This window comes from Amycolatopsis eburnea (genome assembly GCF_003937945.1).
Classification (GTDB): domain Bacteria; phylum Actinomycetota; class Actinomycetes; order Mycobacteriales; family Pseudonocardiaceae; genus Amycolatopsis; species Amycolatopsis eburnea.
In genome coordinates, this window is record NZ_RSEC01000036.1 from 767,444 (window position 1) to 790,842 (window position 23,399).

A 23,399-nucleotide genomic window follows, 5' to 3' on the forward strand; every position below is an offset into this window, starting at 1 on the left:
TCAGAGCACCTGGGACAGGAACCGCTGCAGGCGCGGGCTCTGCGGCTCGTCGAAGAGGCGGGCCGGCGGGCCCTGCTCGACGATCTTCCCCGCGTCCATGAACGCCACCTCGTCGGCCACGCTCCTGGCGAACCCCATCTCGTGCGTGACCACGATCAGCGTCAGGCCCCGCTCCGCCAGGCCGGCCATCAGGTTCAGCACGCCCTTGACCAGCTCGGGGTCGAGCGCGCTGGTGGCCTCGTCGAAGAGCATCACCTCGGGGTCCATGGCCAGCGCCCGCGCGATCGCGACGCGCTGCTGCTGACCGCCCGAAAGCGCGCTCGGGCGGTACGGCGCCTTGTCCGCGAGGCCGACCTCGGCGAGGCGGGCGCGCGCGATCTCCGCCGCTTCCTCCTTGCCGAGCTTCTTCACGCTGCGCAGCGGAAGCACGATGTTGTCCAGCACGCTCCGGTGCCCGAAGAGGTTGAAGTGCTGGAACACCATGCCCACGCGCTGGCGCAGCGCGTCCGGGTCGGCCTTGATCACCGACTCGCCGTCGAGCAGCAGGTCGCCGGAATCGGGCTCCTGCAGGCGGTTCACGCACCGCAGGAGCGTCGACTTGCCGGAGCCGGACGGCCCGATGACGCACGTCGTCTTGCCGCTGGGCACCTTGAGGTCGACCCCGCGCAGGACTTCCAGCGTGCCGAAGCTGACGTGGATGTCGCGCAGCTCCACACTGGACGTTCGCACCGCCGTCGTCACCACGTGCTCACCCTCCCGCCCGGGCTGAGCTCCACCGGGTCGCCGTCGTCCGGGTCGTCGACCCGCACCTTGCGCCCGGTCCGGAGCTTCTCGTCGATGTAGTTCACCAGGTGCGTCAGCGGCACGGTGATGACCAGGAAGAACACCCCGGCGGCGACCAGCGGCGAGAGGTTGCCGGTGTTGGCCGCGAGGTCCTGGCCGATCCGGAACAGCTCGCGCTGCCCGGACAGCAGCCCGAGCACGTAGACGAGGCTGGAGTCCTTGACCAGCGCGATGAACTGGTTCACCAGCGCGGGCAGCACCCGCCGGACGCCCTGCGGGATGATCACCAGCAGCATCGACTTGGTGTAGCTCATCCCGAGCGCCCGGCTGGCCTCCATCTGCCCCTTGTCCACGCTCTGGATGCCGGACCGGAAGATCTCGCCGATGTAGGCGGCGGCGATCAGCGACAGCGCCAGGATGCCCATCGGGTACGGGTTCGTGCCGACGACGTCCCGCGCGAGCGTGCCGAGCCCCTGGCCGATCAGCAGGATCGTCAGGATGGCGGGCAGCCCGCGGAAGATGTCGGTGTAGATCCGCGCCGGCCAGCGCAGCCACCACTTGGTGGACAGGCCCATGACCGCCAGCACCATGCCGACCACGATGCCGATCAGCGCCGAGGACACCGACAGGACGAGCGTGTTCAGCAGGCCGGTCTTCAGCAGGTCCGGCAGGACCTGGGAAATGTAGTCCCAGTCGAGAAAGGTGTTGATGAAGTCGTCCATTGTGGACTACTGCCCCGCCTTGAACTCCGCCGGCACCGGCGCGGTGGGCTCGAACTGGTCGTGCACCTTGACCCAGGTTCCGTCCGCGATGACCTTCTTGAGCCCGTCGTTGATCTTGTTGATGAGGTCCGTGTTGCCCTTCTTGAAGGCGAACCCGTGCGGGATGGTCGTGGTGATCGCCTTGGTCACCTTGAGCTTCGCGTCGGCGTTGTTCTTCGCGTAGTCCTCGGCGGTGGCCTGGTCGAACACCGCGCCGTCGATCGCGCCGGTCTTGAGCGCGTTGAGGGCGGCCGCGTCGTTCGGGAAGCGGACGGCCTGCGCGGTCGGCGCGTTCGAGCCGAGCCAGGTGTCCGACACCGTGCCCTGGACGACGCCGATCCGCTTGCCGGCCAACGAGTTCTCGTCGGTGATGCCGGCGGTCTCCTTGGCCTCGATGCCGAGGGCCTGGTAGTTGTACGGCGCGGAGAAGTCGACGGTCTTCTTGCGGGCCTCGGTCTGGGAGATCGCCGAGCTGCCGATGTCGAAGGTGCCGTTGGCGACCTGGCCGAGCAGCGCCGAGAACTCCGTCGCGGCGAACTCCAGCTTGAGGCCTTCCTTGGCCGCGATGGCCTTGAGCAGCTCGTTGTCGAACCCGGTGTAGTTGCCGTTCTCCTGGTAGGCGTTCGGCTTCGAGTCGCTCAGCGTGCCGATCCGCAGGGTCTTGCCGTCGCCGCTGTCCGAGCCGCCGCACGCCGTGAGCGCCGCCAGCAAGGTCGCGGTGAGCGCCGTGACCAGTGTCTTCTTCATGCTTCTCCTAACCCTGGAACCCGGCCGGCACCGGAGCGGTCGGCAGGAACTGCTGGTGCAGCTTAAGCCAGGTCCCGTCGGCGATCACCTGCTTGAGCCCGTCGTCGACCTTCTTGAGCAGGTCGGCGTTGCCCTTCTTCACGGCGAACCCGTGCGGCACGTCGGTGACGAAGCTCTTCACGACGACGAGCTTGGCGTCCGGGTTGTCGGTGACGTTCTTCTCGGCGATGCTCTGGTCGAGGATGTACGCGTCGACGGCGCCGGTCTTCAGCGCGGTCAGCGCGGCGGCGTAGTCGGGGAAGCGCACGGCCTGCGCGGCGGGCACCGTGCTGGTCAGCCAGTGGTCGCCGACGGTCGCCTGGATGACGGCGACGCGCTTGCCCGCCAGGCCCTTCTCGTCGGTCACCGGGGTGCCCTGCTTGGCCTGGATGCTCATGGTCTCGAAGTCGTAGGCCGCGGAGAAGTCGACCGTCTTCTTGCGCTCGTCGGTCTGCGCGATCGCCGAGCTGGCGATGTCGAAGCGGCCGGAGGCGACCTGCCCGAGCAGCGCGGAGAAGTCGGTCGCGGCGAACTCCAGCTTCAGGTTCTGCTTGGCCGCGATGGCCTTGAGCAGCTCGTTGTCGAAGCCGGTGTAGTTGCCGTCCTTCAGGTAGATGTTGGGCGGCGCGTCGCTCAGCGTCCCCACGCGCAGCGTCGTGGAAGCGCTGTCGGAACCCCCGCCGCACGCGGTGAGCGTGAGCGCGGCGGCCAGCACCGTGACGATCAGCTTCTTCATGTCACGCACCCGCGTTCTTGACCGGCAGGCCGGGGCCGCCCTGCTGGAGTTCCTTCGACAGCGGCGTGTTCTTGTAGAACTGGCCGTAGATCCGGGCGACCGTACCGTCGGCGACGGCCTTCCGCAGCCCGTCGTTGAGCTTGTTCAGCAGATCGGTGTTCGTCTTGGCCACCGCGAACGCCGACGGGGTGTCCTTGTCCTCGACCGTGTAGCCGAGCTCCAGCGGCACGCCGGGGTTCTGGTCCAGGTACTTCTGACCGATGTCCTGCGGCACGACCCAGCCGTCCAGCGTGCCGTTCTTCAGCTGCGCGAAACCCGCGTTGTAGTCGGGGAAGCGGACGACCTGGGCCCCGGCGGTCTTGCCGGCGAGCTCGTCCTGCACCGAACCCTGGACCACGCCGAGGCGCTTGCCCGACAGCGCGGCGACGTCCTTGAGGTTCGCGCCCTTGGCCGTGACGACCGTGGTGAAGCCGGTGTTGTAGCCGTCGGAGAAGGCGACCGTCTTCTTGCGCGCCTCGGTGCTCGAGATCGTCGAGCTGCCGATGTCGAACTTGCCGGTCGCGACGCCGGCCAGCAGGCTGGAGAACTCGGTGCCGACGAACTCGACCTCGAAGCCCTCACGCTGGGCGATGTCGCGCAGCAGCTCGTTGTCGTAGCCGGTGAAGCGGCCGTTCTCCAGGTAGATGGACGGCGGGGCGTCGCTGAGGGTCCCGACGCGCAGGGTCTTCGTCCCCGCGTCGGAACCACCGCAGGCGGCCAGGGTCAACGTCAGCGCACCCGCGGTCAGGGCGGCGGCGATCTTGGACAGCGTGGATCTCATCGCTTCTTCCATGGTGAGGATGAGCGCGGGACAGCGCTCGCGGGGTCAGCGATCGAGATTAGGGATTTCGCCCGTTCGAGTGGATTCGTTCCATTCTGTGGACGGGTGCGTCAGCTCACAGGATCGGCTGCGGCGCGTAGCCCGCCGCCTCGGGGAACCGCTCCAGGAGCCGCTCGACGCGCTCGGCCACCTGCGCCACCTGGCGCCCGGCCGTCCCGGTGAACGAGATCCGGTCGGCGAGGAGTTTGTCCAGCTCACCGCGGTCGAGCGGGATGCGCTCGTCGGCGGCGAAGCGGTCGAGGAGGTCGTTTTCGGCGCGGCCTTCGCGCATTTCGAGCGCGACGGCGACGGCGTGCTCCTTGATGGCTTCGTGGGCCGTCTCACGTCCGACGCCACCGCGGACCGACGCCATGAGCACCTTCGTCGTCGTCAGGAACGGCAGGTAGCGATCCAGCTCACGCTCGATCACCGCCGGGAAGGCGCCGAATTCGGTGAGCACCGTGAGGAAGGTCTCCAGCAGGCCGTCGAGCGCGAAGAACGCGTCCGGCAGCGCGACGCGGCGGACGACCGAGTCGGAGACGTCGCCCTCGTTCCACTGGTCGCCGGCCAGCTCGCCGATCATCGACAGGTAGCCGCGCAGCACGACGGCGAGGCCGTTCACGCGCTCGCACGAGCGGGTGTTCATCTTGTGCGGCATGGCCGAGGAGCCGACCTGGCCGGGCTTGAAGCCCTCGGTGACCAGCTCGTGGCCGGCCATCAGCCGGATCGTCTTGGCCAGGCTGGACGGCGCCGCGGCGAGCTGGACCACAGTGGACAGCACGTCGAAGTCGAGCGAGCGCGGGTACACCTGCCCGACGCTGGTGAACCGCCGGTTGAAGCCCAGGTGCTGCATCACGCGGTCTTCCAGCTGGTCCAAAGTGGACTCGTCGCCGAGCAGGTCGAGCATGTCCTGCGCGGTGCCGACCGGGCCCTTGATGCCGCGCAGCGGGTACCGCTCGATGAGGTTGTCGAGCCGCTCGAAGGCGACCAGCAGCTCGTCGGCCGCGGTGGCGAACCGCTTGCCGAGCGTGGTGGCCTGCGCGGCGACGTTGTGCGAGCGCCCGGCCATGACGGTGTCCGCGTGCTCGACGGCGAGCGCGGCCAGCCGCGCCAGCACGGCGGCGACGCGGGTGCGCACCAGCTCGAGGGAACGGAGCAGCTGCAGCTGCTCGACGTTCTCGGTGAGGTCGCGCGAGGTCATGCCCTTGTGGATGTGCTCCTGCCCGGCGAGGTCGCTGAACTCCTCGATCCGCGCCTTGACGTCGTGCCGGGTGACGCGCTCCCGCTCGGCGATCGAGTTGAGGTCGACGGTGCCCAGGACGCGCTCGTACGCCTCGACGACGCCGTCCGGCACCTCGACGCCGAGGTCCCGCTGCGCCTTGAGGACGGCGAGCCAGAGCTGCCGCTCCAGCACGACCTTCTGCTCCGGCGACCAGAGCGAAACCAGCTCCGCCGAGGCGTAGCGGGCGGCGAGCACGTTCGGAATGCGGGGCTTGTCCGTCACGCCCTCACGATACCCGCGTGGATGGTCAGGCTCGTCGTGGCGCCCGGCTCGAGCCTGGTCAGCGGGCCGAGCACCTCCAGCTCGACGATCCGGGCGGGCGGGTCGAGGTCGCCGAGGGACGCCAGCGGCGCCGGGAGCGGGTGCTCCAGCCAGATCTCCAGCGGCGAGCCCTCGTCCGGGTACTCGGCCGCCGGGTCGACGTCGAAGCTCAACGTCAGGGCGCCGTAGGAAACCCAGCCCGAAGTGCCCGGCACGCCGAGCTTGCCGACGACGTCCTGCGGCGGCACGACCAGCCGGTCACCGTCCACTGTGTACTCCGGCGTGCCGGTGCCCGCGACCAGCGCGACGACGTCGGGGCGCCGCAGCCCCGCGATGACCGTGCCGCCGCCGGGCAGCTGGGTCACGTTCCACAGCGCCCACCGGACCGGGCGGTCCGCGGTGTTGAGCGCGGTCAGCCGCAGTGCGTAGCCGTCGTCGAGGAGCGTGATCGCGCGGGTGAGCCGCAAGCCGGTGCGCGGGTCCGGCGCGCTGGTCATCGTCGCCGTGTCGCCGTCGACGGCCAGTGCGTACGGGCCGGAGTCGAGGACCGGGTCGGGCGGGCCCGGCCACTGGTCCGGACCGTCCCAGCCCTGTGGCGCGGGCCACGTCTTGTCGCCGCCGTAGTTGACCCAGTCGCCCAGCCGGCCGGAGTTCGGCGCGTACTCGCCGACGAGGTCGTCGCCGAGCAGGGCCGGGTTGCGCCAGAGCAGCTCGACGCCGTCGCGGGACACCGAAAGCAGCCGCCCGCCCAGCTCCGGCACCAGGCCGAGGCGCAGGCCGCCGCGCTCGAGCCAGGTCACCATTCGGCGAGCCCGCCGTCGTCGTGGCGCCAGACCGGCGAGCGCCAGCGGTGCCCGACCTCGTCGGCGCGCCGGACGGCCTCCTCGTCGACCTCGATGCCGAGCCCGGGCTTCAGCGGGCGGGCCGCGTAGCCGTCCTGGAAGGCGAAGATCGACGCGTCCGCGAGGTACTGGTGTTCGCGACCCTCGTGGTAGTGCATGCCGACGCTCTGTTCCTGGATCAGGAAGTTCGGCGTGGCGAACGCCACCTGCAGCGACGCCGCCAGGGAGATCGGGCCGAGCGGGCAGTGCGGGGCGAGCGAGGCGCCGTACAGCTCCGCGAGCGCGCCGATCCGCCGCAGCTCGGAGATGCCGCCCGCGTGCGAGGGATCCGGCTGGACGACCGCGACCCCGGCGTCGAGCACCGGCTTGAACTCCCAGCGCGAGTAGAGCCGCTCGCCGGCCGCGATCGGCACCGTGGACGCCTCGACGACCGAGCGCAGCGCGTCGCCCTGCGTCTCCGGCAGGATCGGCTCCTCGACGAACATCGGCTGGACGTCTTCGAGCAGCTTGACCAGCCGCCGCGCCATCGCGGGCGAGACGCGGCCGTGGAAGTCGATCGCGAGGTCGCGGTGCGGCCCGAGCACCTCCCGCGCCTCCCACGCGCGCGCCACCGCGGCTTCGGCTTCAGCGGGGGACGCGATCGCGGTCAGCGGGCCGGCGACATTCATCTTCACCGCGGTGAACCCGGCCTCGACCTGCGCGGAGACGGCTTCGCGGATGCCCGACGGCCGGTCGCCGCCGACCCAGCTGTAGACCCGGACGCGGTCGCGGACCGGGCCGCCGAGCAGCTCGTGCACCGGCGCGTCGCGGACCTTGCCCGCGATGTCCCACAGCGCGTGGTCGTAGCCGGCGAGCGCGCTGGAAAGCACCGGCCCGCCGCGGTAGAAGCCGCCGCGGCGCAACACCTGCCAGTGGTCCTCGATGCGCAGCGGGTCCTGCCCGATCAGCAGCTCGGACAGCTCGTGGACGGCCGCGCGCACGGTCTCCGCGCGGCCCTCGACCACGGGCTCGCCCCAGCCGCAGACGCCCTCGTCCGTGCTGAGCTTGAGGAACAGCCAGCGCGGCGCGACCAGAAACGTTTCAACCCCGGTGATCTTCACCCGTGTCCCCCATCTACGCGGAATCCTTGGCGGCGGACCAGCCGCCGTCGACGGTCAGCTCGGCTCCGGTGACGAACGACGCGGCGTCCGAGAGCAGGAAGGCGATCGTGTTCGCCACTTCGGCCGGGTCGCCGAGCCGTCCCGCCGGCGTCGCCCGGGCGCTGCGTTCGCGGTCCTCCGGCGAGATGCGCGCCCAGGCTTCGGTGAGCACCGGGCCCGGCAGCACGGAGTTGACGCGCACGCCGGGGGCGTATTCGACGGCCAGCTGCCGGGCCAGCGCGACGAGCGCGCCCTTGCTGGCGGCGTACGCGGGGTGGCCCGGCAGCCCGAAGTGCGCGTGCACCGAGGAGACCAGCACGACCGCGCCGCCGTTCTTCCGCAGCGACGGCAGGCACGCCTTCAGCGCGAGGTACGTGCCGGTGAGGTTGACGTCGAGCTGGCGTTCCCACTCGGCGCGGCCGATCTCGTGCAGGGGCCCGGTGCTGGGGACGTAGGCGTTGCTGACCAGGGCGTCCACCTCGCCGAGGCCGGCCCAGGTCGCTTCGTCGCTGACGCTGCCCCGGATCGGGACGACGCCGTCGGGGAGTTCGGCGATGTCCACGCCCAGCACGCGGTAGCCGTCCGCCAGGAGCTTCCGGGCGGTCGCCTTGCCGATCCCGGACGCCGCTCCGGTCACCACCGCCGTGCGCGTGGACATCGCCTATCCCTTCGTCAGAACTTCGCTACGTGGACATGGTCGTCCGGACCGCGCGCCGCGAACCACAGCGACGCGCCGTCGGATGCCGCGCCCAGGGTGCCCACGATGCTCCCGCTCGGGTACTCCGGCCGCTTGAACCAGCCCGCCCAGGAGCCGGTCCAGTCGTTGGCCCACAGCGTGTAGTCGCTCGCGGACGCGGTGAGCGCGACCTTCGCGCCGGCCGCGACCAGCGTCGGGCTGCTGCTGATCGTGCCGCCGATGGACGCCCAGTCCGACCACGCGCCGCCGGTCTTCGTGCGCACCCAGACGCTGTCGTCGGCGGTCCGGACGGCGACGACCGTGCCGCTCGTGGACGTCGCCGCGCCGGGACGGCCGTAGATCGGCTTGCCGCCGGGCGCGCCGAGACCGGACCACTGACCGGCGCTGGTCCGCTGCCAGACCTGGCCGTCGCCGCCGCGGACGAAGACCGTGCCGTCGCCGGTCACCGACGGCGAGTCGGTGAGCGTGCCGCCGAGCCGCTCCCAGTCACCCCAGCGGTCGGAGTAACTGCGCTGGTAGAGGGCGTTGTCGAGGCCGCGGACGTAGACGTCGATCCGGTCGCCGGACGCGATCGCCGCGGGCTGGCCGAGGAAGCCGCCGCCGACCTGGCGCGGGCCGTCGAGGCCGGTCTGCTGGAGGTTCCCGGCGCGGTCGCGGAAGAACGTGACGGTCTTCCCGCCGGCGCGGACCACCGCGGGGCTGGCCGACGCGGGCCCGGCGACGTCGGTGCCGGGGACGAGGTCGGTGCCGTGCAGGCGGAGGAACGCGGTCCCGTGCGCGGGCACGGTGACGGTGTACTCGCCGACGGCGCCGCCGCGGTCGGCGCGAGCCCGGAGGTCGCGAATGGACACTCGCCCGGTGAGCCCGGCGTCGGCGAACTCCACCGTCATCCGCGTCGGCGCTTCACCGCGGTTGAGCAGCACGACGGCCCGGTCGCCCCGCTGGGAGAGGACCTTGCTGTAGGTGTCCGTGGTGCCGGTCGTCGCGACGCGAACGCCCTGGATGCCGAGGCGATCCTGGTTGACGCCGATGATTTCCGGGTTCTTCAGGGTGTTCAGCATCGACGCGGGCAGCGTGCGCGGGTCGGAGCCGAGGATGAGCGGGGAGGCCATCTCCGCCCACATCACGAACTGGGTGGTCGACTCCTCCTCGTTCAGCTCGTAGGTGCCCTGCTCGGTCCGGCGCATCGGGATGAGGTAGTCGGGGTCGTTGTAGTGCCCGGGCCCGTTCGCCTCCGGGTGCGCGGCGTTGGCGTCCATGTTGCGCAGGACGTCCTTCCAGATGCCCTCGTACGGCGTGCCGAACGCGATGTCGGTGCTGGTGCGCCAGGAGTCGGCGACGAGCGGGCCGTAGCTGTAGGCGATGCCGGCGACCTGGTCCGGGCCGTGCGGGACGCCCCACTCGTCCGTGACCGGGTTGCAGATGTTGAGCACCATCGGGCGGCCCGCCTTCGCGAGGGCCTGGCTGAACTGCGTGAACGCCTCGGCGGGCTTGAGGTTCTGGGCGATGCCGCAGAGGAAGTCGACCTTGACGGCGTCGAACTGCCAGCTCGCGAAGCGCTTGGTGTCCTGCTCGTAGTAGCCGCCGGAGCCGGCCGCGCAGTTCTTGCCGTCCGAGGCGCCCGCGTCGGTGTAGATGCCGGCCTTCAGCCCGCGGTCGTGGATGTAGCTGACCAAAGTGGACAGTCCACTGGGGAACTTGGCGCGGTCTTCGTGGAGGTTGCCCTGCTGGTCGCGCGGATCGGGCGCGGTCCAGCCGCCGTCGATCCAGACGTAGCGGTAGCCGGCGTCGCGCAGGCCGCTTGAGACGAGGAAGTCCGCGACGGACTCGACCGACGCCTCGCTCGGCGCGCCGAGGCCGTAGTAGGTGTTCCAGCCCATGTACGGGGTCTTCGCGACACCGCTGTCGTAGTAGTCGGGAGCGCCTTGGTCCGCTGCCGGGGTCGCGTACGCGGGTGCCGCCGTGACGCCGATGGCGACCGCGGCGACCACCGCGAGGGTTCTCTTCAGGAGCATGTGCCGGACGCCTTTCTCCGGTGAACTGCGAGCCGGGAGCAGCATGCCGGGGCTCGTCGGGCGCCGTCAAGAATAAATCGTAAATTAAGATTTCACGCGGTAGGCTCGGGCGATGAGCTATCGCTGGGAGATCACCGCGAACGCACTCCGCCAAGGCGTCGTCGGGATCGTGCGCACGCACGACGCGGAGTCGGCCGTGGCCGCGGCCCGCGCGGCCCTCGAAGCGGGGCTGCGCTCGGTGGAGCTGCCCCTCACCAACCCGGGCGCGCTCGACGCGATCTCCGGGCTGTCCGCGGCCTACCCGGACGCGGCGATCGGCGCCGGCACGGTCCTCGACGAGGCGTCGGCGGTACTGGCGATCCGCGCGGGGGCGCGGTTCCTGGTGTCGCCGTCGGTGGACGCGGCGGTGATCCGTACCGCTCACCGGTACGGCGCGGCCGCCTTCCCGGGCGCCGGCTCGGTGACGGAAATCGTGCGCGCGCTGGAAGAAGGCGCCGACGCGGTGAAGGTGTTCCCGGCGTCCGCGCTGTCGCCGTCGTGGATCTCCGACGTCCGGGCGGCGCTGCCGCAGGCGCCGCTGGTGCCCACCGGCGGCATCGCACCGGAAGACGTGTCAGGCTGGCTGTCGGCGGGCGCGGTGGCCTGCGGGGTCGGCTCGGCGCTGACCCGCGGGTCCGGCGCGGAGATCGCCGTCCGGGTCGAGACGCTGTTGAGGAGCACGCATGGCTGAACTGGTCTTCGTCGGGTGCTACACCGGTGAAGCGGGCAACGGCACGGGGATCACGACGTTCTCGCGGTCTCCGGCGGGATCGCTGACCGAGGTCGCCTCGCTGCCGTTGGAGTGTCCGTCGTGGCTGGTGCGGCACCCGTCGCTGCCGGTGCTGTACGCGGTGAACGAGACCAGCACGGGCTCGGTGACGGCGCTGTCCTTCGACGCTTCGGGCTCGTTGTCCGTGCTGGGCACCCTGGAGACGGGCGGGGCGCACCCGTGCCACCTGGCGGTGACCCCGGACGGCCGCTTCCTGCTGTGCGCCAACTACACCGGCGGCAGCCTGGCGGTGTTCTCGCTGTCTTCGTCCGGCGCGCTGGAGTCCCGGACAGCGCTGGCGCAGCACTCCGGCAGCGGACCGCGCACCGACCGCCAGGAGGCGGCGCACGTCCACATGGCGGTCCCCGGCCCGGGCATCGTGAGCGCGGTCGACCTGGGGACGGACGAAATCCGCAGCTACACGCTGACGTCGTCCGGCGGCCTGGAGCCGCTGGCGGTGTCCTCGCTGCCGGCGGGCACGGGCCCGCGCCAGCTGGTCCGTCGTCCGGGGACGGATCTGGCGTACGTCGTCGGCGAGCTGGCCGGGACGCTGCTGACGGTCCGGGAGACGTCCCCGGGCGCGTTTTCGGTGGTCGCTTCGACCGCGTCGACGCTGTCGCCGCCTTCGGTGCCGAACCTGGTGGCGCACCTGGAACTGACCGACTCGCGCCTGTACGTGTCGAACCGCGGCCCGGACTGCGTGACGGAGTTCGCCCTCGACGAGGCGGCCGCGGTGGCCGACCAGCCCTGCGGCGCGAACCCCCGCCACTTCGCGCTGGTGGACGGCACCTGCTACGTGGCGGCGCAGTCGGCGGACGCGATCACGGCGTTCACGCTGACCGCGTCGGGGGAGGCGGAGCCGCGGTACTACCCGACGGGGTCGCCGACGTTCGTGCTGCCGGTTTCGCTGCCCTGACGCCCACCGCCAGCGCACCATTGAACTCGTACACAGGTACGCGAGTAACACACTCCACTTCCCGAACGACGTCACCAGGACGCTTAGAAAGGTTGATTCACCACTCAACACAACTGTCGCCGTGGGCGAGGGATCTGGGGTAGAGGATGTCATCTGCGACTCAAGTCGACACTCGATCCGAGACACTCATAGTGACAGCGCCCGAGGGCATAGACCACCTGACCAGCCTGATCGAGTACTTGTCGTGCGTTTCAGACCTGCACGATTTCTGCTGGCGCCTGACCGTGGGACTCGAGACCCTGATCGAAGGTACCGACGGACGAGCCAGTCCCGTCGCAGATCCGTTCCCCAGGTTCAGTCCAAGCCTCGATGTGCGTGAGATAAGAAGAGGCTCACTGGTCTTGGATCTCGTGAGTGACCTTGGGTCGGGGTGGAGACTGGGCATAAGTGCCACAACGGCGAGTGCAGCGCTTTGGTTGCTCCGCCGCCTGTTCAAGAACGGTCCACGCGCGGTCGCCGAATTCATCGGCGAAGTCATCAGCATGAAGGCAACGGCCACAACTCGAGCGAGCAAGTCCCGGACAGCGCTCGCCGAGGCTGAGGCCGAAGAAGCAGACGCAGAGGTAAAGGCAATCGAGGCACGAGTCCGCCGCTGGCTGGCTCAGGGGAACGAGGACCTGCTTTGGACTCGCTACCAGCAACTGCTGAACATCTCACCCGACCTTGAAGCAAAGATAGTCGACGAAAGCGGCGAGACGCTGGAAGCGCCAGATTCAGCTACTTCACGACCAGAAGTCTGAACCTGCGGATTCTTCAGTGACGCCGAAGGACCACGACGTCCGCGTCGTGTGAAGCGGTCCAGTCGAACGGGAGGCCCGCGTACTTCAGGTGCGCCCCCGAGTACCGGGCCCCCGACCCGTCCACATAGGACGAATTCGGGCGCACGTCGAGACGCACGCGCGACGAGCGGCCCGGCACCAGCGGTGCGCCCGTCAGCTCGCCGGTGTTCCACGCCAGCACGACAACGGTGTCGCCGTCTTCGGCGGTGTACTGGATCGCACCCTCCTGGACCCGGGCGACGCCGTGGTGGATCACGTCGCGGATCGACTTGTACAGCGCCACCAGGGACGCCGCTTCCGCGTGCTGAGCAGGCGTCCACCGCGAAAGGTCCGCGCCGATCCCCAGCACGCCCGCCATCGCCGTCACGAAGCGGAAGCGCAGCGACCGCGGCCGCGGGTCGAACACGCCCGGGGAGTCCGTCACCCAGGAACTCATCAGGTGCGGGGCGTGCGCCAGCAGGAAGCCGTCCTGGATCGCCAGCCGGTCGAGCGGGCCCGTGTTGTCGCTCGGCCAGACCACGTCCGCGCGGGCCACCGTCGCCAGGTCGGCGCGGCCACCGCCGCCCGCGCACGCCTCCAGCGTCACGTGCGGGTGGGAAGCCCGCAGGTGGTCCAGCACCGACAGGTAGCCGGCCACGTGCTCGGCGTCCAGGTCCGCGGCCGGCGAGCCGGGGCGGCCGCGTTCGGTCGGCGGGCGGTTCATGTCCCACTTCAGGTACGAGATCGGGTACGTCGTCAGCAACCGGTCCAAAGTGGACTTGATGAACTCCACCACCGGCGGCAGGCCCAGGTCGAGCAGCAGCTGGTTGCGGATCAACGTCGGCGGGCGGCCGTCGATCCGGTACACCCAGTCCGGGTGCTCGGCGTACAGCCGCGACTTCGGGCTGACCGCCTCCGGCTCGACCCACAGCCCGAACTCCAGGCCCAGCTCCCGCACCGAGTCGACGAACGCGCCGAACGTCGGCTCCGCCGGCGTCCAGTCGCCGAGTCCGCCGGTGTCGTCGTCGCGGCCGGTGAACCAGCCGTCGTCCACCACGAACAGCTCGACGCCGAGGTCCGCCGCCCGCTTCGCCAGCTCCAGCTGGTGGGCGCCGCGGACGTCGAAGCCGGTCGCCTCCCACGAGTTGTAGAGCACCGGACGCGGGCGCCGCCACCGCGGACCCGCCAGGACGCGGTCGTAGTCGTGCCACACCGCCGCCAGCCCGGCGAGACCGTCCACACTGGACGCCAGAGCAACCGGCGGCGTCACCAGGGAGGCACCCGGTTCGAGCAGGACGGGCCCCGGCGACGGCAGTCGCCCGACCCGGACGCGCGTCAGCCCCGACGGCTCGACATCGGCCTCGATGGACCACGAACCCGGCCACTCCAGGGAGACGCCGTAAGCAGCGCCACCGGAAGCGTCCTGCACCGCCAGCCACGGCACGTGCGCGTGCCCGGGGACGCCGAAACGGCTCTCCATCCGGAAGCCGCCCGCGGGCAGGTCCAGCGACCGGCGGGTGAACTCCTGCGACCACTGGCCGGTCAGGTACGTCAACCGGGCGCCGGACACCGTCGGCACGCAGACGCCCGCCGAGCCGAGCCGGTCGAACTCCACAGTGGACGATCCGGTGTTCTCGAACTCGACCCAGCGCTTCAGGACATCGGTCTCCGGAACCGAGCGGTAGCAGAGCACCGCACGCAGTCCGGAAACGTCGTCCACAAAGGTCAAGCGCAGGTCAGCACCCGAGGACGCCGAATCGAACCGCCACCAGGAACCCCCGCGCACGGCGACGTCCGCGCCGGAGAACGGGCGCAGGCCCAGCGGGGCGTATTCGACCGGGGCCGCGTCGGCTTCGGTCATGAAGTGGACGTCGCCGCGGTTGGCGAACACCGACGGCCCGTCCTCGACGCCCGAAGGCCCCCACGCGACGAGTTCGGCCCATCGCGAAGAAGGATCGAGCGCCACGGTGTAGGAGGTCGACGCCATCGGCACGGTCCACGTCACTTGATCGCCCCGATCGCGAGCCCGGAAATGAAGTGCTTCTGGAACCGCAGGAACACGGCCACGGTCGGGACGGCCGCGAGGACCGACCCCGCCGCGATCACGTTCCAGTTGGACACGTACTGCCCCTGCAGGCCGAGCAGCGCCGGCGTCACCGGCATCACCGAACCGGTGCGCAGCACGGTGATCGACCACAGCAGGTCGTTGAACGTCCAGGTGAACGCCAGCGCGCCGAGCGCCGCCAGCGCCGGGCGGGTCATCGGCAGGATGATCCGCCAGAAGATCTGGCCGACGCCGGCGCCGTCGATCAGCGCGGCCTGCTGGACCTCGTCCGGGATGGACCGCATGAAGCCCTGCAGCACGAACGTGTAGAACCCCAGCCCGAAGCCGACCTGGACGACGATCAGCGCGGTCAGCGTGTCGTAGATGCCGAGCAGTTCGGCCAGCTTCGCCACCGGTACCAGCAGGATCTGCGGTGGCAGCAGGTTGCCGGACAGCATCACCAGGATCAGCGTGCGGCGGAACGGGATCGCGTACCGGCTCAGCGCGAACGCCGCCGCCGAGCTGAGAAGCAACGCCAGGAACACGGTCGGGACGGTGACCAGCAGGCTGTTCAGCATCGCGTGCCCGCCGCCACCCTCGCCCCACGCCTGCCCGAAGCCGTCCAAGGTGAACGACGCGGGCAGCGCGCCGAGGCCGTTCGCCGCGATGTCCGGAAAGGACCGGACGCTCGTGGTCAGCACGAGCAGGATCGGCAGCAGCCACAGCACCGCGAGCCCGCCCGCGACCAGGTGGAACCCGATGGTCCGCGGCTTCACGAGTCCTCCCGGAACGCGCGCACGAGGTAGGTCACGATGACGCCGAACGCCAGCAGGAAGATCACCACGGCCAGCGCGGACGCGTAGCCGAGCCGCAGCGACTGGAACGCCGTCGCGTACATGTACGTGCTGAGCAGCTCCGACGAGTGGTACGGCCCGCCCTTCGTCATCGACCACACGACGTCGAAGGAGCGCAGCGAGTCGATGATGATCACCGACAGGACCACCGAGTTGACGCTGCGCAGCTGCGGCCAGGTGACGTTGCGGAACTGCTGCCACGCGGTGGCACCGTCCAGTTTGGCCGCCTCGTACAGCGCGGGGTCGATGCCCTTGAGCCCGGCCAGGTACAGCACCATCACGTACCCGACCTGGCGCCACAGCGCCGGGACGAGCACCGCGTACAGCGCGGTTTTCGGGTCGGCCAGCCAGGAATGCTGCCAGGACTCCAGCCCGAGCGCGCCGAGCACCTGGTTGAAGACGCCGTCCGGCTGGTAGATCACCTGCCAGATCAGCGAGGTCGCGACCAGCGAGAACACCACCGGCGTGAACAGCGCGGCCCGGTAGAACCCGACGCCGCGGCGTTCCCGCTGCAGCAACGTCGCCAGCGCGAGACCGCCGGCCGCCGAAAGCCCGCCGAAGAGCACCAGCCAGATCACCGTGTCGAGCGCGGCGGTCCGGAAGATGTCGTCGGAGAGCATCTCGGCGAAGTTCCCTAAGCCGACGAACGTCGGCGCCGAGACGCCGTCCCAGTTCGTCAGCGCCAGGTAGAAGCCCTGCAAGGCGGGCCAGAACACCCAGAACCCCTCGACGAGCAGGGGCACCAGGACGAACGCCAGCAATACGGGCGAGATTCGGCGGCGGCGTTTCACATCCCGCGCCGCGGTCTTCGGCCGTTCGGCGATCAGCACCGCCATGTCAGGACTGCCAGACCTTCTGCGCGGCGATCTGCCAGTCGGCCAGGATCGAGTCCAGCTCGTTGGGCTTCTGGATGAACCGGATCAGCGCGGCGTCGGCGGTCGGCTGCAGCGCGTCGGAGGAGTCGCGGTTGAAGAACTGCGTGATCTCCTTGGCGTCCGCGAGCATCTTCCGTCCCTTTTGGACCAGCGGCGTGCCGGTGTCCTTCGCCGACGGGTTGGTCGGCAGCACGGTGCCGGAGGAGTTCTTGATGTAGAGCTCCTGGGCTTCGGCCGTGGCGACGTACTTGAACCACTCCTTGACCTCGGCGACGTGCGGTGTGCGCGCGCTGGCGAAGAGGCCGTCGGTCGGGCCCTCTTCGGCGACCGGCACCGCGGGGTCGAGGATCGGGAACTGGAAGAAGTCGAGGTCGCCGAGCGCGTCCTTCGGGGCGGCGTCGGCGAAGAACGTGCCGGTCAGCACCATGCCGGTGCGGCCCTGCAGCAGCACGGTGGTGGCATCCTGGAACGCGATCGCGGTGCCGTTCGGGTCGAAGTACGGCAGGGCCTGGCGCCACGGGTCGAAGATCTTCTTGACGCGCGGGTCGTCGAAGCGCTGCTTGCCGGATAGGAGTTCGCGGTGGAAGGGGGCGCCGTTGATCCGGATGTTCAGGTAGTCGAACCAGGCGGACGCGGTCCACGGTGTGTTGCCGCCCGCGCCGAGCCCGATCGGCGCGATCCCCTTGCCCTTCAGGGTTTCGCACAGCGCGAGGAACTCGGTCCAGTTGGTGGGCGGCTGGACGCCCCACTTGGCGAAGTTCGACTTCCGGTAGAAGAAGCCCCACCAGTAGTAGGACGTCGGGACGAAGACCTGGTGGCCGGCGCCGTCGCCGGAGAGCGCACGGAAGGCGGCGCTGTAGTCGCCCATGGTCTGCCAGACGTCGCCGACGTCGAGGAGCAGGCCCTTGCGGGCGTAGCCGGACAGCAGCGAGCCCGGGTACCACGTGTAGGTGTCGGGCGGGTTGGCCGCGGTGAGGTAGCTGGGCAGCTGGGTGCGGAAGGTCTCCGACGCCACCGTGTTCACGGTCGCCGTCGCCCCGCCCTTCTCGCCGAACGCCTTGGCCAGCGCCTCGATCGCCTTCTTCGCCTCGGGCGAGGACAGGTTCGACTGGACGGTGACCGCGCCGGCGGCCTGCTTGACCGGGCCGCTGGAGGCGGAAGTGGCGCAGGCGGCCAGGAAGCTGCCCGAACCGACGGCCCCCAGCCCGGCGAGGCTCGCGGTGCGCAGGAAACGACGGCGGGACAGGCCGGCACTCGTCATGTCGTGACCCCTTTGTCTTGGCGCGTGACTGCTGCCAAAGAGTGCAACCGGGCGTCCCCGCTGTCAAGATGTATTCATAATTTATGACGACTTCGCGGGCAGCGTAGGATGTCCTTCCGCCAGTCCGCGAGCTGAGAGGCCCTCCATTGACCGAACACCGGCCACGCGGGTTGCACGGCCAGACCGTGGAGGCACTGGCCAGCCGGATCCTCTCCGACGAGTGGGGCGAGGGCACCGTCCTCGATCTGCCGGCACTGCGCGAAGAGCTCGACATCAGCCTGACCGCCCTGCGCGAGGCGCTCAAAGTGCTGGCCGCGAAGGGCATGATCGACGCCCGGCAGAAGCGCGGCACGTTCGTCCAGCCGCGCGAGAAGTGGAACATGCTCGACGCCGACGTCATGCGCTGGCAGACCGCGGCCGCCGACGACCCGGGCCTGCTCGACGAGCTCACCGAAGTCCGTGCGGTCGTCGAACCGGCCGCGGCGCGCATCGCGGCCGGGCGCGCGTCGGCTGAGGACATCGAGGGGCTGCGGGAAGCGCTCGCCGACATGGCCGCGGCGGCCGGCGACGCGGAGGCGAGCGTCCAGGCCGACCTCGCCTTCCACCGGCGGCTGATGGCCGCCACCCACAACAACTTCCTGATGCGGATGGAACGGGTGATCGCGATCGGGCTGGCCGAGCGCGACAAACTGGTGCACGGGGCGTCGTCGGCGGAGGACCCGGTGCCGAGCCACCGCAAGGTGTTCGACGCGATCGTTTCCGGCGACCCCGCGGCCGCCGAACAGGCGATGCTGGCCCTGGTCACCAAGTCCCGCGACGACCTGGAGCGGGCTCAGCGCGAGTCGTGAGCCCTCAGGCCAGCGCGGCCTGGAGCATCCGGGCCGCGGCCGCGCGGGGTTCGGGGTCGATCTCGATCAGCGCGTTGACGACGGCGCCGTCGACCAGCGCGATCAGGCGCTCGAGCTCGACGGCGGAGACCGGCGTGCCGGAGCGGGCGAAGATCTCCGCCAGCAGCTCGTTGAGCTGGGCCGACAGCGTCCGCATCAACGGCCGCAGGTACGGGCGGCGGCCGGTCGCGACCAGGCGCTCGTAGCGCAGGAGGACCGCTTCGGCGTCGGCCTCCGGGTCACCGCTCTCCGGACCGAGCAGCATCTCCAGCACCAGCTCGACCGTCGCCTGCACGCCGCGGTTGCGGGTGGCGAGCTCCTCGAGCCGACGCCGTCCGGTCTCCAGCTCGGCGTTCGAGTGGTGCTCGACGGCCGCCGTGACCAGGTCTTCGAGCGAGTCGAAGTAGTACGTCGTCGACGCGAGCGGCAGGCCGGCCCGTTCGGCGACCGCCCGGTGCCGGACGGCGTCGAACCCGCCCTCGACGAGCAGCTTCGCGGCGGCCTCGACGAGCGCGGCGCGGCGTCGCTCCCCCTTCGGGGTGGTCGCTCCGGTCATGGCCGGTCATTCTGCCAACCGGGCGAACCCGGGCTCAGAAGCGGGGCGCGAGTGCGTGCGCGAACTGGTCAAGCTGCCCCGCGTACGGCGCCGTCGCCCCGCTCGCGGGCACGCTGATCAGCAGCAACGAGCCACCGGACGCCGTCGTGACCCGGGCCGTGGCCGTGCCGGCGGGCTGGGACTTGAAGACCACCGGGATGCCCTTCGGGTACGCCGCCGCGGCCACTTCACCACCCGGCACCCGGAACCCGGCGGAACGCGACGCCGTCGAACAGGCGCCGCCCGGGGACGCCTCGGAAACGGCGACGGGGACAGGGAGCTCGCCAGCGAGGGCGATGGCGAGCTCCCTGTCCACCTGTTCGCACCCGGAGGCGCCTTCGGCCAGGTGGCCGGTCTTCCCGTCCCCGTCACCCCCCTGCTGAGGTGGCTGGGCCGGGAAGTTCGGTGACTCCCCACCGACTTGAGGACGCATCGAGCCGTCCCCGGGTTGCGCCGAGCCGGCTTCCGATTGCGCCGAAACGGCGTTGTCCTTGGCCGCGGTCAACAACCCGGGGGTACCCCCGGAGAGCAGTCCGTACGCACCGAATCCGACGACGACCAGCGCGGCGGCGCTCACGCCCGCGGTGATCCGGTTGCGGCGGCGCACGGTCTGGCGGCGGGATTCGCGGACGACGTCGTCCTGGGAGAACGTGGGTTCGGGGGCCTCCGGCGGCGCGGCGGAGAACAACGCGCGCAGCTCCTGCTCATCCATTGGTCTCCACCTCCCGTTCCAGCACCTGCTTGAGGTTCGCCAGCCCGCGCGCGGTCTGGCTCTTCACGTTGCCTTCGCTGCAGCCCAGCGCCTTCGCCGCACTGGTCACGTCGAGCCCCTCGAAGTACCGCATGACCAGCACCGCCCGCTGCCTGGGCGGCACTTCCTTCAGCGCCGCGAGCAGGTCTTCCCTGGTCGCGACCAGGTCGTCGAGACCGGGCGAGTCGTCGGCGGGCTCGGGCAGCGTCTCGGTCTGCCACTCACGCCGCCACGGACGCCGCGATTCGTCGATCGACGCCCGGACGAGCGTCGTGCGGACGTACGCGTCCGTCGCCGCGCGATCCCTGATCTTCTTCCACCTCCGGTGCAGTGCGACGAACGCCGTCTGCGCGAGGTCGTCCGCCCGGTGCCAGTCACCGCAGAGCATGTACGCGGTCCGGCGCACGGCGTCCCGCCTGGCGGCGAAGTACTCCGCGAACTCCTCCTCGTCGCGCTGGTCCACGCGCAGTCGTGCTCCGCTCTGGTTGTCGTTCGCCCATGAGGACGGAATCAGGGGCGTCCACGGTTGCACGGACCGAGTGGGTTCGACCACTCAAGGGCTGATTGATCCTCACGAGGCGGGTGTGATGTGATCGGTCTGTGACCTTCACGCTGCCGCCGCTGGACTTCCGCTCCGACACCGTCACCCGTCCGGATGAAACGATGCGCGCGGCGATGGCGTCGGCCGAGGTCGGTGACAACGTCCTCGAGCACGACCCGACGGTCGCCGCCCTGGAGGAACGCGCCGCGCACGTCCTGGGCATGGCGGCCGCGCTCTGGGTGCCGAGCGGGACGATGGCCAACCTGATCGCGCTGAGCCTGCACCTGCAGCGCGGCGACCGGTTCCTGGCCACCCGCGGCGCGCACGTGCTGGCCAACGAGCTGGGCTCGGCCGCGTGGCTGGCCGGCGGCATGCCGGACATCCTCGAGCACGATGGCGGCCCGGGCCGCCCGTCTCCCGACGCCCTCGCGGCCGCGATCGGACAACCCGGGCCGTACTTCACATTACGGACATCGCTGCTCTGCCTGGAGAACACCCACAACGCGGCCGGCGGCGCCGTGACCCCGCCCGACGAGCACGCCCAGCTGCTGTCGGTCGCGAAGGAAGCCGGCCTGACCGTGCACCTCGACGGCGCCCGGCTCTGGCAAGCCGCGGTGGCGCTGCAGGTCCCGCCCGCCGCGCTGACCGTCGGCGTCGACACCGTCTCGGCCTGCTTCAGCAAGGGCCTCGGCGCGCCGGTCGGGTCGGTCGTCGCGGGCAGCAGGACGTTCGTCGAGCGCGCCCGCCGGATGCGCCAGATGCTCGGCGGCGGCGTCCGCCAGGGCGGCGTGCTGGCCGCGGCCTGCCTGGTCGCCCTGGACCGCGTCCCGGACCTGGCCGACTCGCACGAGAACGCCGCGCGCCTCGCCGACGGTCTGCGCGAGTACGGCTGGCCGACGAACGTGCCGGACACCAACATCGTGCTCGCCGAGGTGCCCGACATCCCGACCGCGCTGAGCTGGCTCGACTCGCTCGGGATCCGCGCGGTGCCGATGGCGGGCAAGGTCCGGTTCGTCACCCACCGGGACCTCAGCGCGACCGACGTCGAAGAAGCCCTGCGCCGGATCAAGACCGGCGCCTGACGCACTGGGGGACCCGTGAACTGGATCGTGTTCGACTACGGCGACGTGCTGAGCAAGCCGAGCGCCGCCCGCCCCGACCTGGCCGCGGCCATGGGCGCCCCGCTGCCGGAGTTCGAAAAGGCGTACTGGGACCTGCGGCTCCCGTACGACGCCGGCAGCACGCCGCTGGAGTACTGGCAGGCCGTGGGCCAGGCGCTCGGCGTACCGGTCGACGAGGCGCTGTCGGCCGAGCTGACCCGCATTGACATCGAGGGCTGGGGCTACCTCGAGCCGTCGTCGGAAGCCCTGCTCGAGACGCTCGCCGAAGCCGGCGCGCCGCTCGCGCTGCTGTCGAACGCGCCCGCGGTGTTCGGCGAATGGGCCCGCGCGCAGGACTGGGCGCGGCACTTCCGCGTGACGCTGTTCTCGGGCGACGTCCGGTGCGTCAAACCGGACGCGAAGATCTTCCGCCTGCTGCTCGACGAGCTCGGCGCGGAGCCGTCGGACTGCCTGTTCTTCGACGACCGGCAGTCCAATGTGGACGGCGCGCGGGCGGCCGGGCTGAAGGCCGAGCTGTGGAACGGCGCCGACGCGGCCCGCGCCTGGCTGGACTGAACGACTCACCCACCCCGCACGGCCGCCTACCCGCCGTGATCCGCGTGTCCTAGGCTGGGCACGTCCCCCCGCCGACTTCCCCGGTAGGTAGCCCATGGCGACGAGCGAACGACCGTCGGCCCGCGTCGACTTCGACCGGCCGAGCTTCGCTCGCGTCTCGGACGCGTTGCTGGGCGGCCAGAACAACTACGAGGCCGACCGCGCCGTGCTGCGGCAGATCCTGGACATCGCGCCGGAAGCCCCGGCGATGGCGCGGGAGATGCGGCAATGGCTCGTCCGGGCCGTCCGCTACCTGACCGAGCGGCTCGGCGTCGACCAGTTCGTCGACCTCGGCTCGGGCTTCCCGACGGTGGAGAACACCCACCAGGTGGCGCAGAAGTACAACCCGGAGGCGCACGTCGTCTACGTCGACGACGACCCGGTGGTGGAAGCGCACGGCCGGGCCCTGCTCGTCGACAACGACTTCACGCACATCTGCGGCACCGACCCGCTGAACCCCGGCGAGACCCTCACCGGGGTGGCGCGGTACATCGACCTCGACCGCCCGGCCGGGCTCGTGCTGTGCGGGGTCGTCGACCACATCGCCGACCTCCAGCAGGCGCAGCAGGTGGTCAAGTCCTACGCGGGCGCGCTGGCCCCGGGCTCGTACCTGCTCCTGCTGCACCGCCACAACCCGCTCGACGCCACCGAGGCGGCGACCGTCGCGGCAGCGCTCGAGGACCGGTTCGGCCGCACCGGGCTCGAGACGCGCTACCGCGCGGAGGCCGAGATCGCGTCCTTCTTCGACGGCCTCGACCTGCTCGAACCCGGGCTGGTCGCGCCCCACCTGTGGTGGCCGGACGGGCCGCGCCTGGCGCCGCTGACGCCGGTCAACCGGACGGCGCTGGGCGGCGTGGCGCGAATCCCGTAAAAGCTGGAGAGGCTTGTTCAGCCGTCGGCCGCCACACGACTTTCGCGGGTGACCGGCGGCATCCGCGTGGGCCGTGGCGGCCTAACCAGAACAAGCCTCTCAGTACCGGTTGATGCGCTTCGGGTCCTTGTTGCCGGTGATCGCCTTGTAGCCGGCCGCGCCGAGGAAGGCGATGCCGCCGATGATGGCGATCCACAGGACGGCCTTGAACACGAACCCGATCACGGCGCCCAGCACCATGAACGCCACCCAGGCGACGATCAGGCCGCCGACGATCTTCCAGAACATGGTTCCTCCGCTGT

General features: G+C 70.6%; 25 protein-coding genes. 7 read left to right on the plus strand and 18 right to left on the minus strand.

All coding sequences use genetic code 11. From position 1 onward, the window contains the following. The 10 genes from EIY87_RS16300 to EIY87_RS16345 form a co-directional block, all read right to left on the minus strand. Positions 1 to 741 (minus strand): amino acid ABC transporter ATP-binding protein, encoded by a 741-nt coding sequence (locus tag EIY87_RS16300; RefSeq protein WP_163046638.1) that lies wholly within the window; start codon positions 739 to 741, stop codon positions 1 to 3. Beyond that, complete coding sequence (locus tag EIY87_RS16305; RefSeq protein ID WP_125308789.1) at positions 738 to 1,505, minus strand: amino acid ABC transporter permease; 768 nt, start codon at positions 1,503 to 1,505, stop codon at positions 738 to 740. Before EIY87_RS16305 ends, EIY87_RS16300 begins: the two co-directional genes overlap by 4 nt. A 6-nt stretch (positions 1,506 to 1,511) precedes the next feature. Then, entirely contained in the window at positions 1,512 to 2,291 is a 780-nt protein-coding gene (locus EIY87_RS16310; RefSeq protein WP_125308791.1) for an ABC transporter substrate-binding protein, read from the minus strand. Positions 2,292 to 2,298: 7 nt separating this feature from the next. Continuing rightward, the gene (locus EIY87_RS16315) at positions 2,299 to 3,066 is read right to left on the minus strand and encodes an ABC transporter substrate-binding protein (protein WP_125308793.1); all 768 of its coding nucleotides are present in this window, start codon (positions 3,064 to 3,066) and stop codon (positions 2,299 to 2,301) included. 1 nt (position 3,067) lies between these two features. Continuing rightward, positions 3,068 to 3,886: a substrate-binding periplasmic protein gene (locus tag EIY87_RS16320; protein WP_125308795.1), complete on the minus strand. Its 819-nt coding sequence runs from the start codon at positions 3,884 to 3,886 to the stop codon at positions 3,068 to 3,070. 115 nt (positions 3,887 to 4,001) lie between these two features. Next, positions 4,002 to 5,429 (minus strand): adenylosuccinate lyase, encoded by a 1,428-nt coding sequence (purB, locus tag EIY87_RS16325; protein WP_125308798.1) that lies wholly within the window; start codon positions 5,427 to 5,429, stop codon positions 4,002 to 4,004. Then, complete coding sequence (locus tag EIY87_RS16330; protein WP_125308800.1) at positions 5,426 to 6,271, minus strand: DUF4380 domain-containing protein; 846 nt, start codon at positions 6,269 to 6,271, stop codon at positions 5,426 to 5,428. Before EIY87_RS16330 ends, purB begins: the two co-directional genes overlap by 4 nt. Then, on the minus strand, positions 6,265 to 7,410 hold the full coding sequence (gene dgoD, locus EIY87_RS16335) for a galactonate dehydratase (RefSeq protein ID WP_125308802.1): 1,146 nt from the start codon (positions 7,408 to 7,410) through the stop codon (positions 6,265 to 6,267). Before dgoD ends, EIY87_RS16330 begins: the two co-directional genes overlap by 7 nt. A gap of 13 nt (positions 7,411 to 7,423) precedes the next feature. After that, entirely contained in the window at positions 7,424 to 8,107 is a 684-nt protein-coding gene (locus tag EIY87_RS16340; RefSeq protein WP_125308804.1) for an SDR family NAD(P)-dependent oxidoreductase, read from the minus strand. 14 nt (positions 8,108 to 8,121) lie between these two features. Then, on the minus strand, positions 8,122 to 10,161 hold the full coding sequence (locus EIY87_RS16345) for a glycoside hydrolase family 27 protein (RefSeq protein ID WP_125308806.1): 2,040 nt from the start codon (positions 10,159 to 10,161) through the stop codon (positions 8,122 to 8,124). A gap of 112 nt (positions 10,162 to 10,273) precedes the next feature. On the opposite strand from EIY87_RS16345, the gene EIY87_RS16350 reads away from it, so the two are divergent. The 3 genes from EIY87_RS16350 to EIY87_RS16360 all read left to right on the plus strand — a co-directional run bounded on the left by EIY87_RS16350 (position 10,274) and on the right by EIY87_RS16360 (position 12,685). Beyond that, a complete protein-coding gene (locus EIY87_RS16350) occupies positions 10,274 to 10,891 on the plus strand; it encodes a bifunctional 4-hydroxy-2-oxoglutarate aldolase/2-dehydro-3-deoxy-phosphogluconate aldolase (RefSeq protein ID WP_125308809.1) in 618 nt (205 codons plus the stop codon). Next, positions 10,884 to 11,885: a lactonase family protein gene (locus EIY87_RS16355; RefSeq protein ID WP_125308811.1), complete on the plus strand. Its 1,002-nt coding sequence runs from the start codon at positions 10,884 to 10,886 to the stop codon at positions 11,883 to 11,885. The genes EIY87_RS16350 and EIY87_RS16355 overlap by 8 nt, the downstream gene beginning before the upstream one ends. 191 nt (positions 11,886 to 12,076) lie before the next feature. After that, positions 12,077 to 12,685 carry a hypothetical protein gene (locus EIY87_RS16360; protein WP_125308813.1) on the plus strand — a complete coding sequence of 203 codons (609 nt, stop codon included), beginning with the start codon at positions 12,077 to 12,079 and terminating at the stop codon, positions 12,683 to 12,685. Between the two features lie 13 nt (positions 12,686 to 12,698). Here the strand turns inward: EIY87_RS16360 and EIY87_RS16365 are convergent, their stop codons facing one another. Genes EIY87_RS16365 through EIY87_RS16380 form a run of 4 tightly spaced genes read right to left on the minus strand, consistent with a single transcriptional unit; the run spans position 12,699 to position 17,737 of the window. Beyond that, on the minus strand, positions 12,699 to 14,708 hold the full coding sequence (locus EIY87_RS16365) for an alpha-galactosidase (RefSeq protein ID WP_225439899.1): 2,010 nt from the start codon (positions 14,706 to 14,708) through the stop codon (positions 12,699 to 12,701). Then, the gene (locus EIY87_RS16370) at positions 14,705 to 15,523 is read right to left on the minus strand and encodes a carbohydrate ABC transporter permease (RefSeq protein ID WP_125308815.1); all 819 of its coding nucleotides are present in this window, start codon (positions 15,521 to 15,523) and stop codon (positions 14,705 to 14,707) included. The genes EIY87_RS16365 and EIY87_RS16370 overlap by 4 nt, the downstream gene beginning before the upstream one ends. After that, positions 15,520 to 16,437: a carbohydrate ABC transporter permease gene (locus EIY87_RS16375; RefSeq protein ID WP_125308818.1), complete on the minus strand. Its 918-nt coding sequence runs from the start codon at positions 16,435 to 16,437 to the stop codon at positions 15,520 to 15,522. The genes EIY87_RS16370 and EIY87_RS16375 overlap by 4 nt, the downstream gene beginning before the upstream one ends. Position 16,438: 1 nt before the next feature. Continuing rightward, positions 16,439 to 17,737, minus strand: coding sequence for an ABC transporter substrate-binding protein (locus EIY87_RS16380; RefSeq protein WP_125308819.1), 1,299 nt, complete (start codon positions 17,735 to 17,737; stop codon positions 16,439 to 16,441). A 146-nt stretch (positions 17,738 to 17,883) separates the two neighbouring features. Between EIY87_RS16380 and EIY87_RS16385 the strand changes: the two genes are divergently transcribed. Further along, positions 17,884 to 18,585 carry a FadR/GntR family transcriptional regulator gene (locus tag EIY87_RS16385; RefSeq protein ID WP_125308822.1) on the plus strand — a complete coding sequence of 234 codons (702 nt, stop codon included), beginning with the start codon at positions 17,884 to 17,886 and terminating at the stop codon, positions 18,583 to 18,585. A 4-nt stretch (positions 18,586 to 18,589) separates the two neighbouring features. Here the strand turns inward: EIY87_RS16385 and EIY87_RS16390 are convergent, their stop codons facing one another. The 3 genes from EIY87_RS16390 to EIY87_RS16400 are packed head-to-tail and all read right to left on the minus strand — an operon-like array spanning position 18,590 to position 20,433. Beyond that, complete coding sequence (locus tag EIY87_RS16390) at positions 18,590 to 19,180, minus strand: TetR/AcrR family transcriptional regulator (RefSeq protein ID WP_125308824.1); 591 nt, start codon at positions 19,178 to 19,180, stop codon at positions 18,590 to 18,592. A 34-nt stretch (positions 19,181 to 19,214) separates the two neighbouring features. Beyond that, on the minus strand, positions 19,215 to 19,931 hold the full coding sequence (locus tag EIY87_RS16395; protein WP_125308826.1) for a hypothetical protein: 717 nt from the start codon (positions 19,929 to 19,931) through the stop codon (positions 19,215 to 19,217). Continuing rightward, complete coding sequence (locus EIY87_RS16400; RefSeq protein ID WP_125308828.1) at positions 19,924 to 20,433, minus strand: SigE family RNA polymerase sigma factor; 510 nt, start codon at positions 20,431 to 20,433, stop codon at positions 19,924 to 19,926. Before EIY87_RS16400 ends, EIY87_RS16395 begins: the two co-directional genes overlap by 8 nt. A gap of 137 nt (positions 20,434 to 20,570) precedes the next feature. Here EIY87_RS16400 and EIY87_RS16405 point away from each other — a divergent pair, with 137 nt between their 5' ends. From EIY87_RS16405 to EIY87_RS16415, 3 genes are all read left to right on the plus strand, one after another. Then, positions 20,571 to 21,593: a threonine aldolase family protein gene (locus tag EIY87_RS16405; protein ID WP_125308830.1), complete on the plus strand. Its 1,023-nt coding sequence runs from the start codon at positions 20,571 to 20,573 to the stop codon at positions 21,591 to 21,593. A gap of 15 nt (positions 21,594 to 21,608) precedes the next feature. After that, on the plus strand, positions 21,609 to 22,187 hold the full coding sequence (locus tag EIY87_RS16410) for an HAD family hydrolase (protein WP_125308832.1): 579 nt from the start codon (positions 21,609 to 21,611) through the stop codon (positions 22,185 to 22,187). Positions 22,188 to 22,281: 94 nt separating this feature from the next. After that, complete coding sequence (locus tag EIY87_RS16415; protein WP_125308834.1) at positions 22,282 to 23,097, plus strand: SAM-dependent methyltransferase; 816 nt, start codon at positions 22,282 to 22,284, stop codon at positions 23,095 to 23,097. Between the two features lie 99 nt (positions 23,098 to 23,196). On the opposite strand, the gene EIY87_RS16420 is transcribed toward EIY87_RS16415, so the two are convergent. After that, entirely contained in the window at positions 23,197 to 23,385 is a 189-nt protein-coding gene (locus tag EIY87_RS16420) for a hypothetical protein (RefSeq protein WP_086856441.1), read from the minus strand. Between the last annotated feature and the right edge of the window lie 14 nt (positions 23,386 to 23,399).

Bases quoted from the DNA above. Each gene is read 5' to 3' on its own strand.
- EIY87_RS16345 (WP_125308806.1), bottom strand. From the start codon at position 10,161: ATGCTCCTGAAGAGAACCCTCGCGGTGGTCGCCGCGGTCGCCATCGGC.
- EIY87_RS16395 (WP_125308826.1), bottom strand. From the start codon at position 19,931: ATGGATGAGCAGGAGCTGCGCGCGTTGTTCTCCGCCGCGCCGCCGGAG.
- EIY87_RS16375 (WP_125308818.1), bottom strand. From the start codon at position 16,437: ATGGCGGTGCTGATCGCCGAACGGCCGAAGACCGCGGCGCGGGATGTG.
- EIY87_RS16420 (WP_086856441.1), bottom strand. From the start codon at position 23,385: ATGTTCTGGAAGATCGTCGGCGGCCTGATCGTCGCCTGGGTGGCGTTC.
- EIY87_RS16315 (WP_125308793.1), bottom strand. From the start codon at position 3,066: ATGAAGAAGCTGATCGTCACGGTGCTGGCCGCCGCGCTCACGCTCACC.
- EIY87_RS16320 (WP_125308795.1), bottom strand. From the start codon at position 3,886: ATGAGATCCACGCTGTCCAAGATCGCCGCCGCCCTGACCGCGGGTGCG.
- EIY87_RS16380 (WP_125308819.1), bottom strand. From the start codon at position 17,737: ATGACGAGTGCCGGCCTGTCCCGCCGTCGTTTCCTGCGCACCGCGAGC.
- EIY87_RS16415 (WP_125308834.1), top strand. From the start codon at position 22,282: ATGGCGACGAGCGAACGACCGTCGGCCCGCGTCGACTTCGACCGGCCG.
- EIY87_RS16355 (WP_125308811.1), top strand. From the start codon at position 10,884: ATGGCTGAACTGGTCTTCGTCGGGTGCTACACCGGTGAAGCGGGCAAC.
- EIY87_RS16310 (WP_125308791.1), bottom strand. From the start codon at position 2,291: ATGAAGAAGACACTGGTCACGGCGCTCACCGCGACCTTGCTGGCGGCG.
- EIY87_RS16350 (WP_125308809.1), top strand. From the start codon at position 10,274: ATGAGCTATCGCTGGGAGATCACCGCGAACGCACTCCGCCAAGGCGTC.
- EIY87_RS16340 (WP_125308804.1), bottom strand. From the start codon at position 8,107: ATGTCCACGCGCACGGCGGTGGTGACCGGAGCGGCGTCCGGGATCGGC.
- EIY87_RS16390 (WP_125308824.1), bottom strand. From the start codon at position 19,180: ATGACCGGAGCGACCACCCCGAAGGGGGAGCGACGCCGCGCCGCGCTC.
- EIY87_RS16330 (WP_125308800.1), bottom strand. From the start codon at position 6,271: ATGGTGACCTGGCTCGAGCGCGGCGGCCTGCGCCTCGGCCTGGTGCCG.
- EIY87_RS16305 (WP_125308789.1), bottom strand. From the start codon at position 1,505: ATGGACGACTTCATCAACACCTTTCTCGACTGGGACTACATTTCCCAG.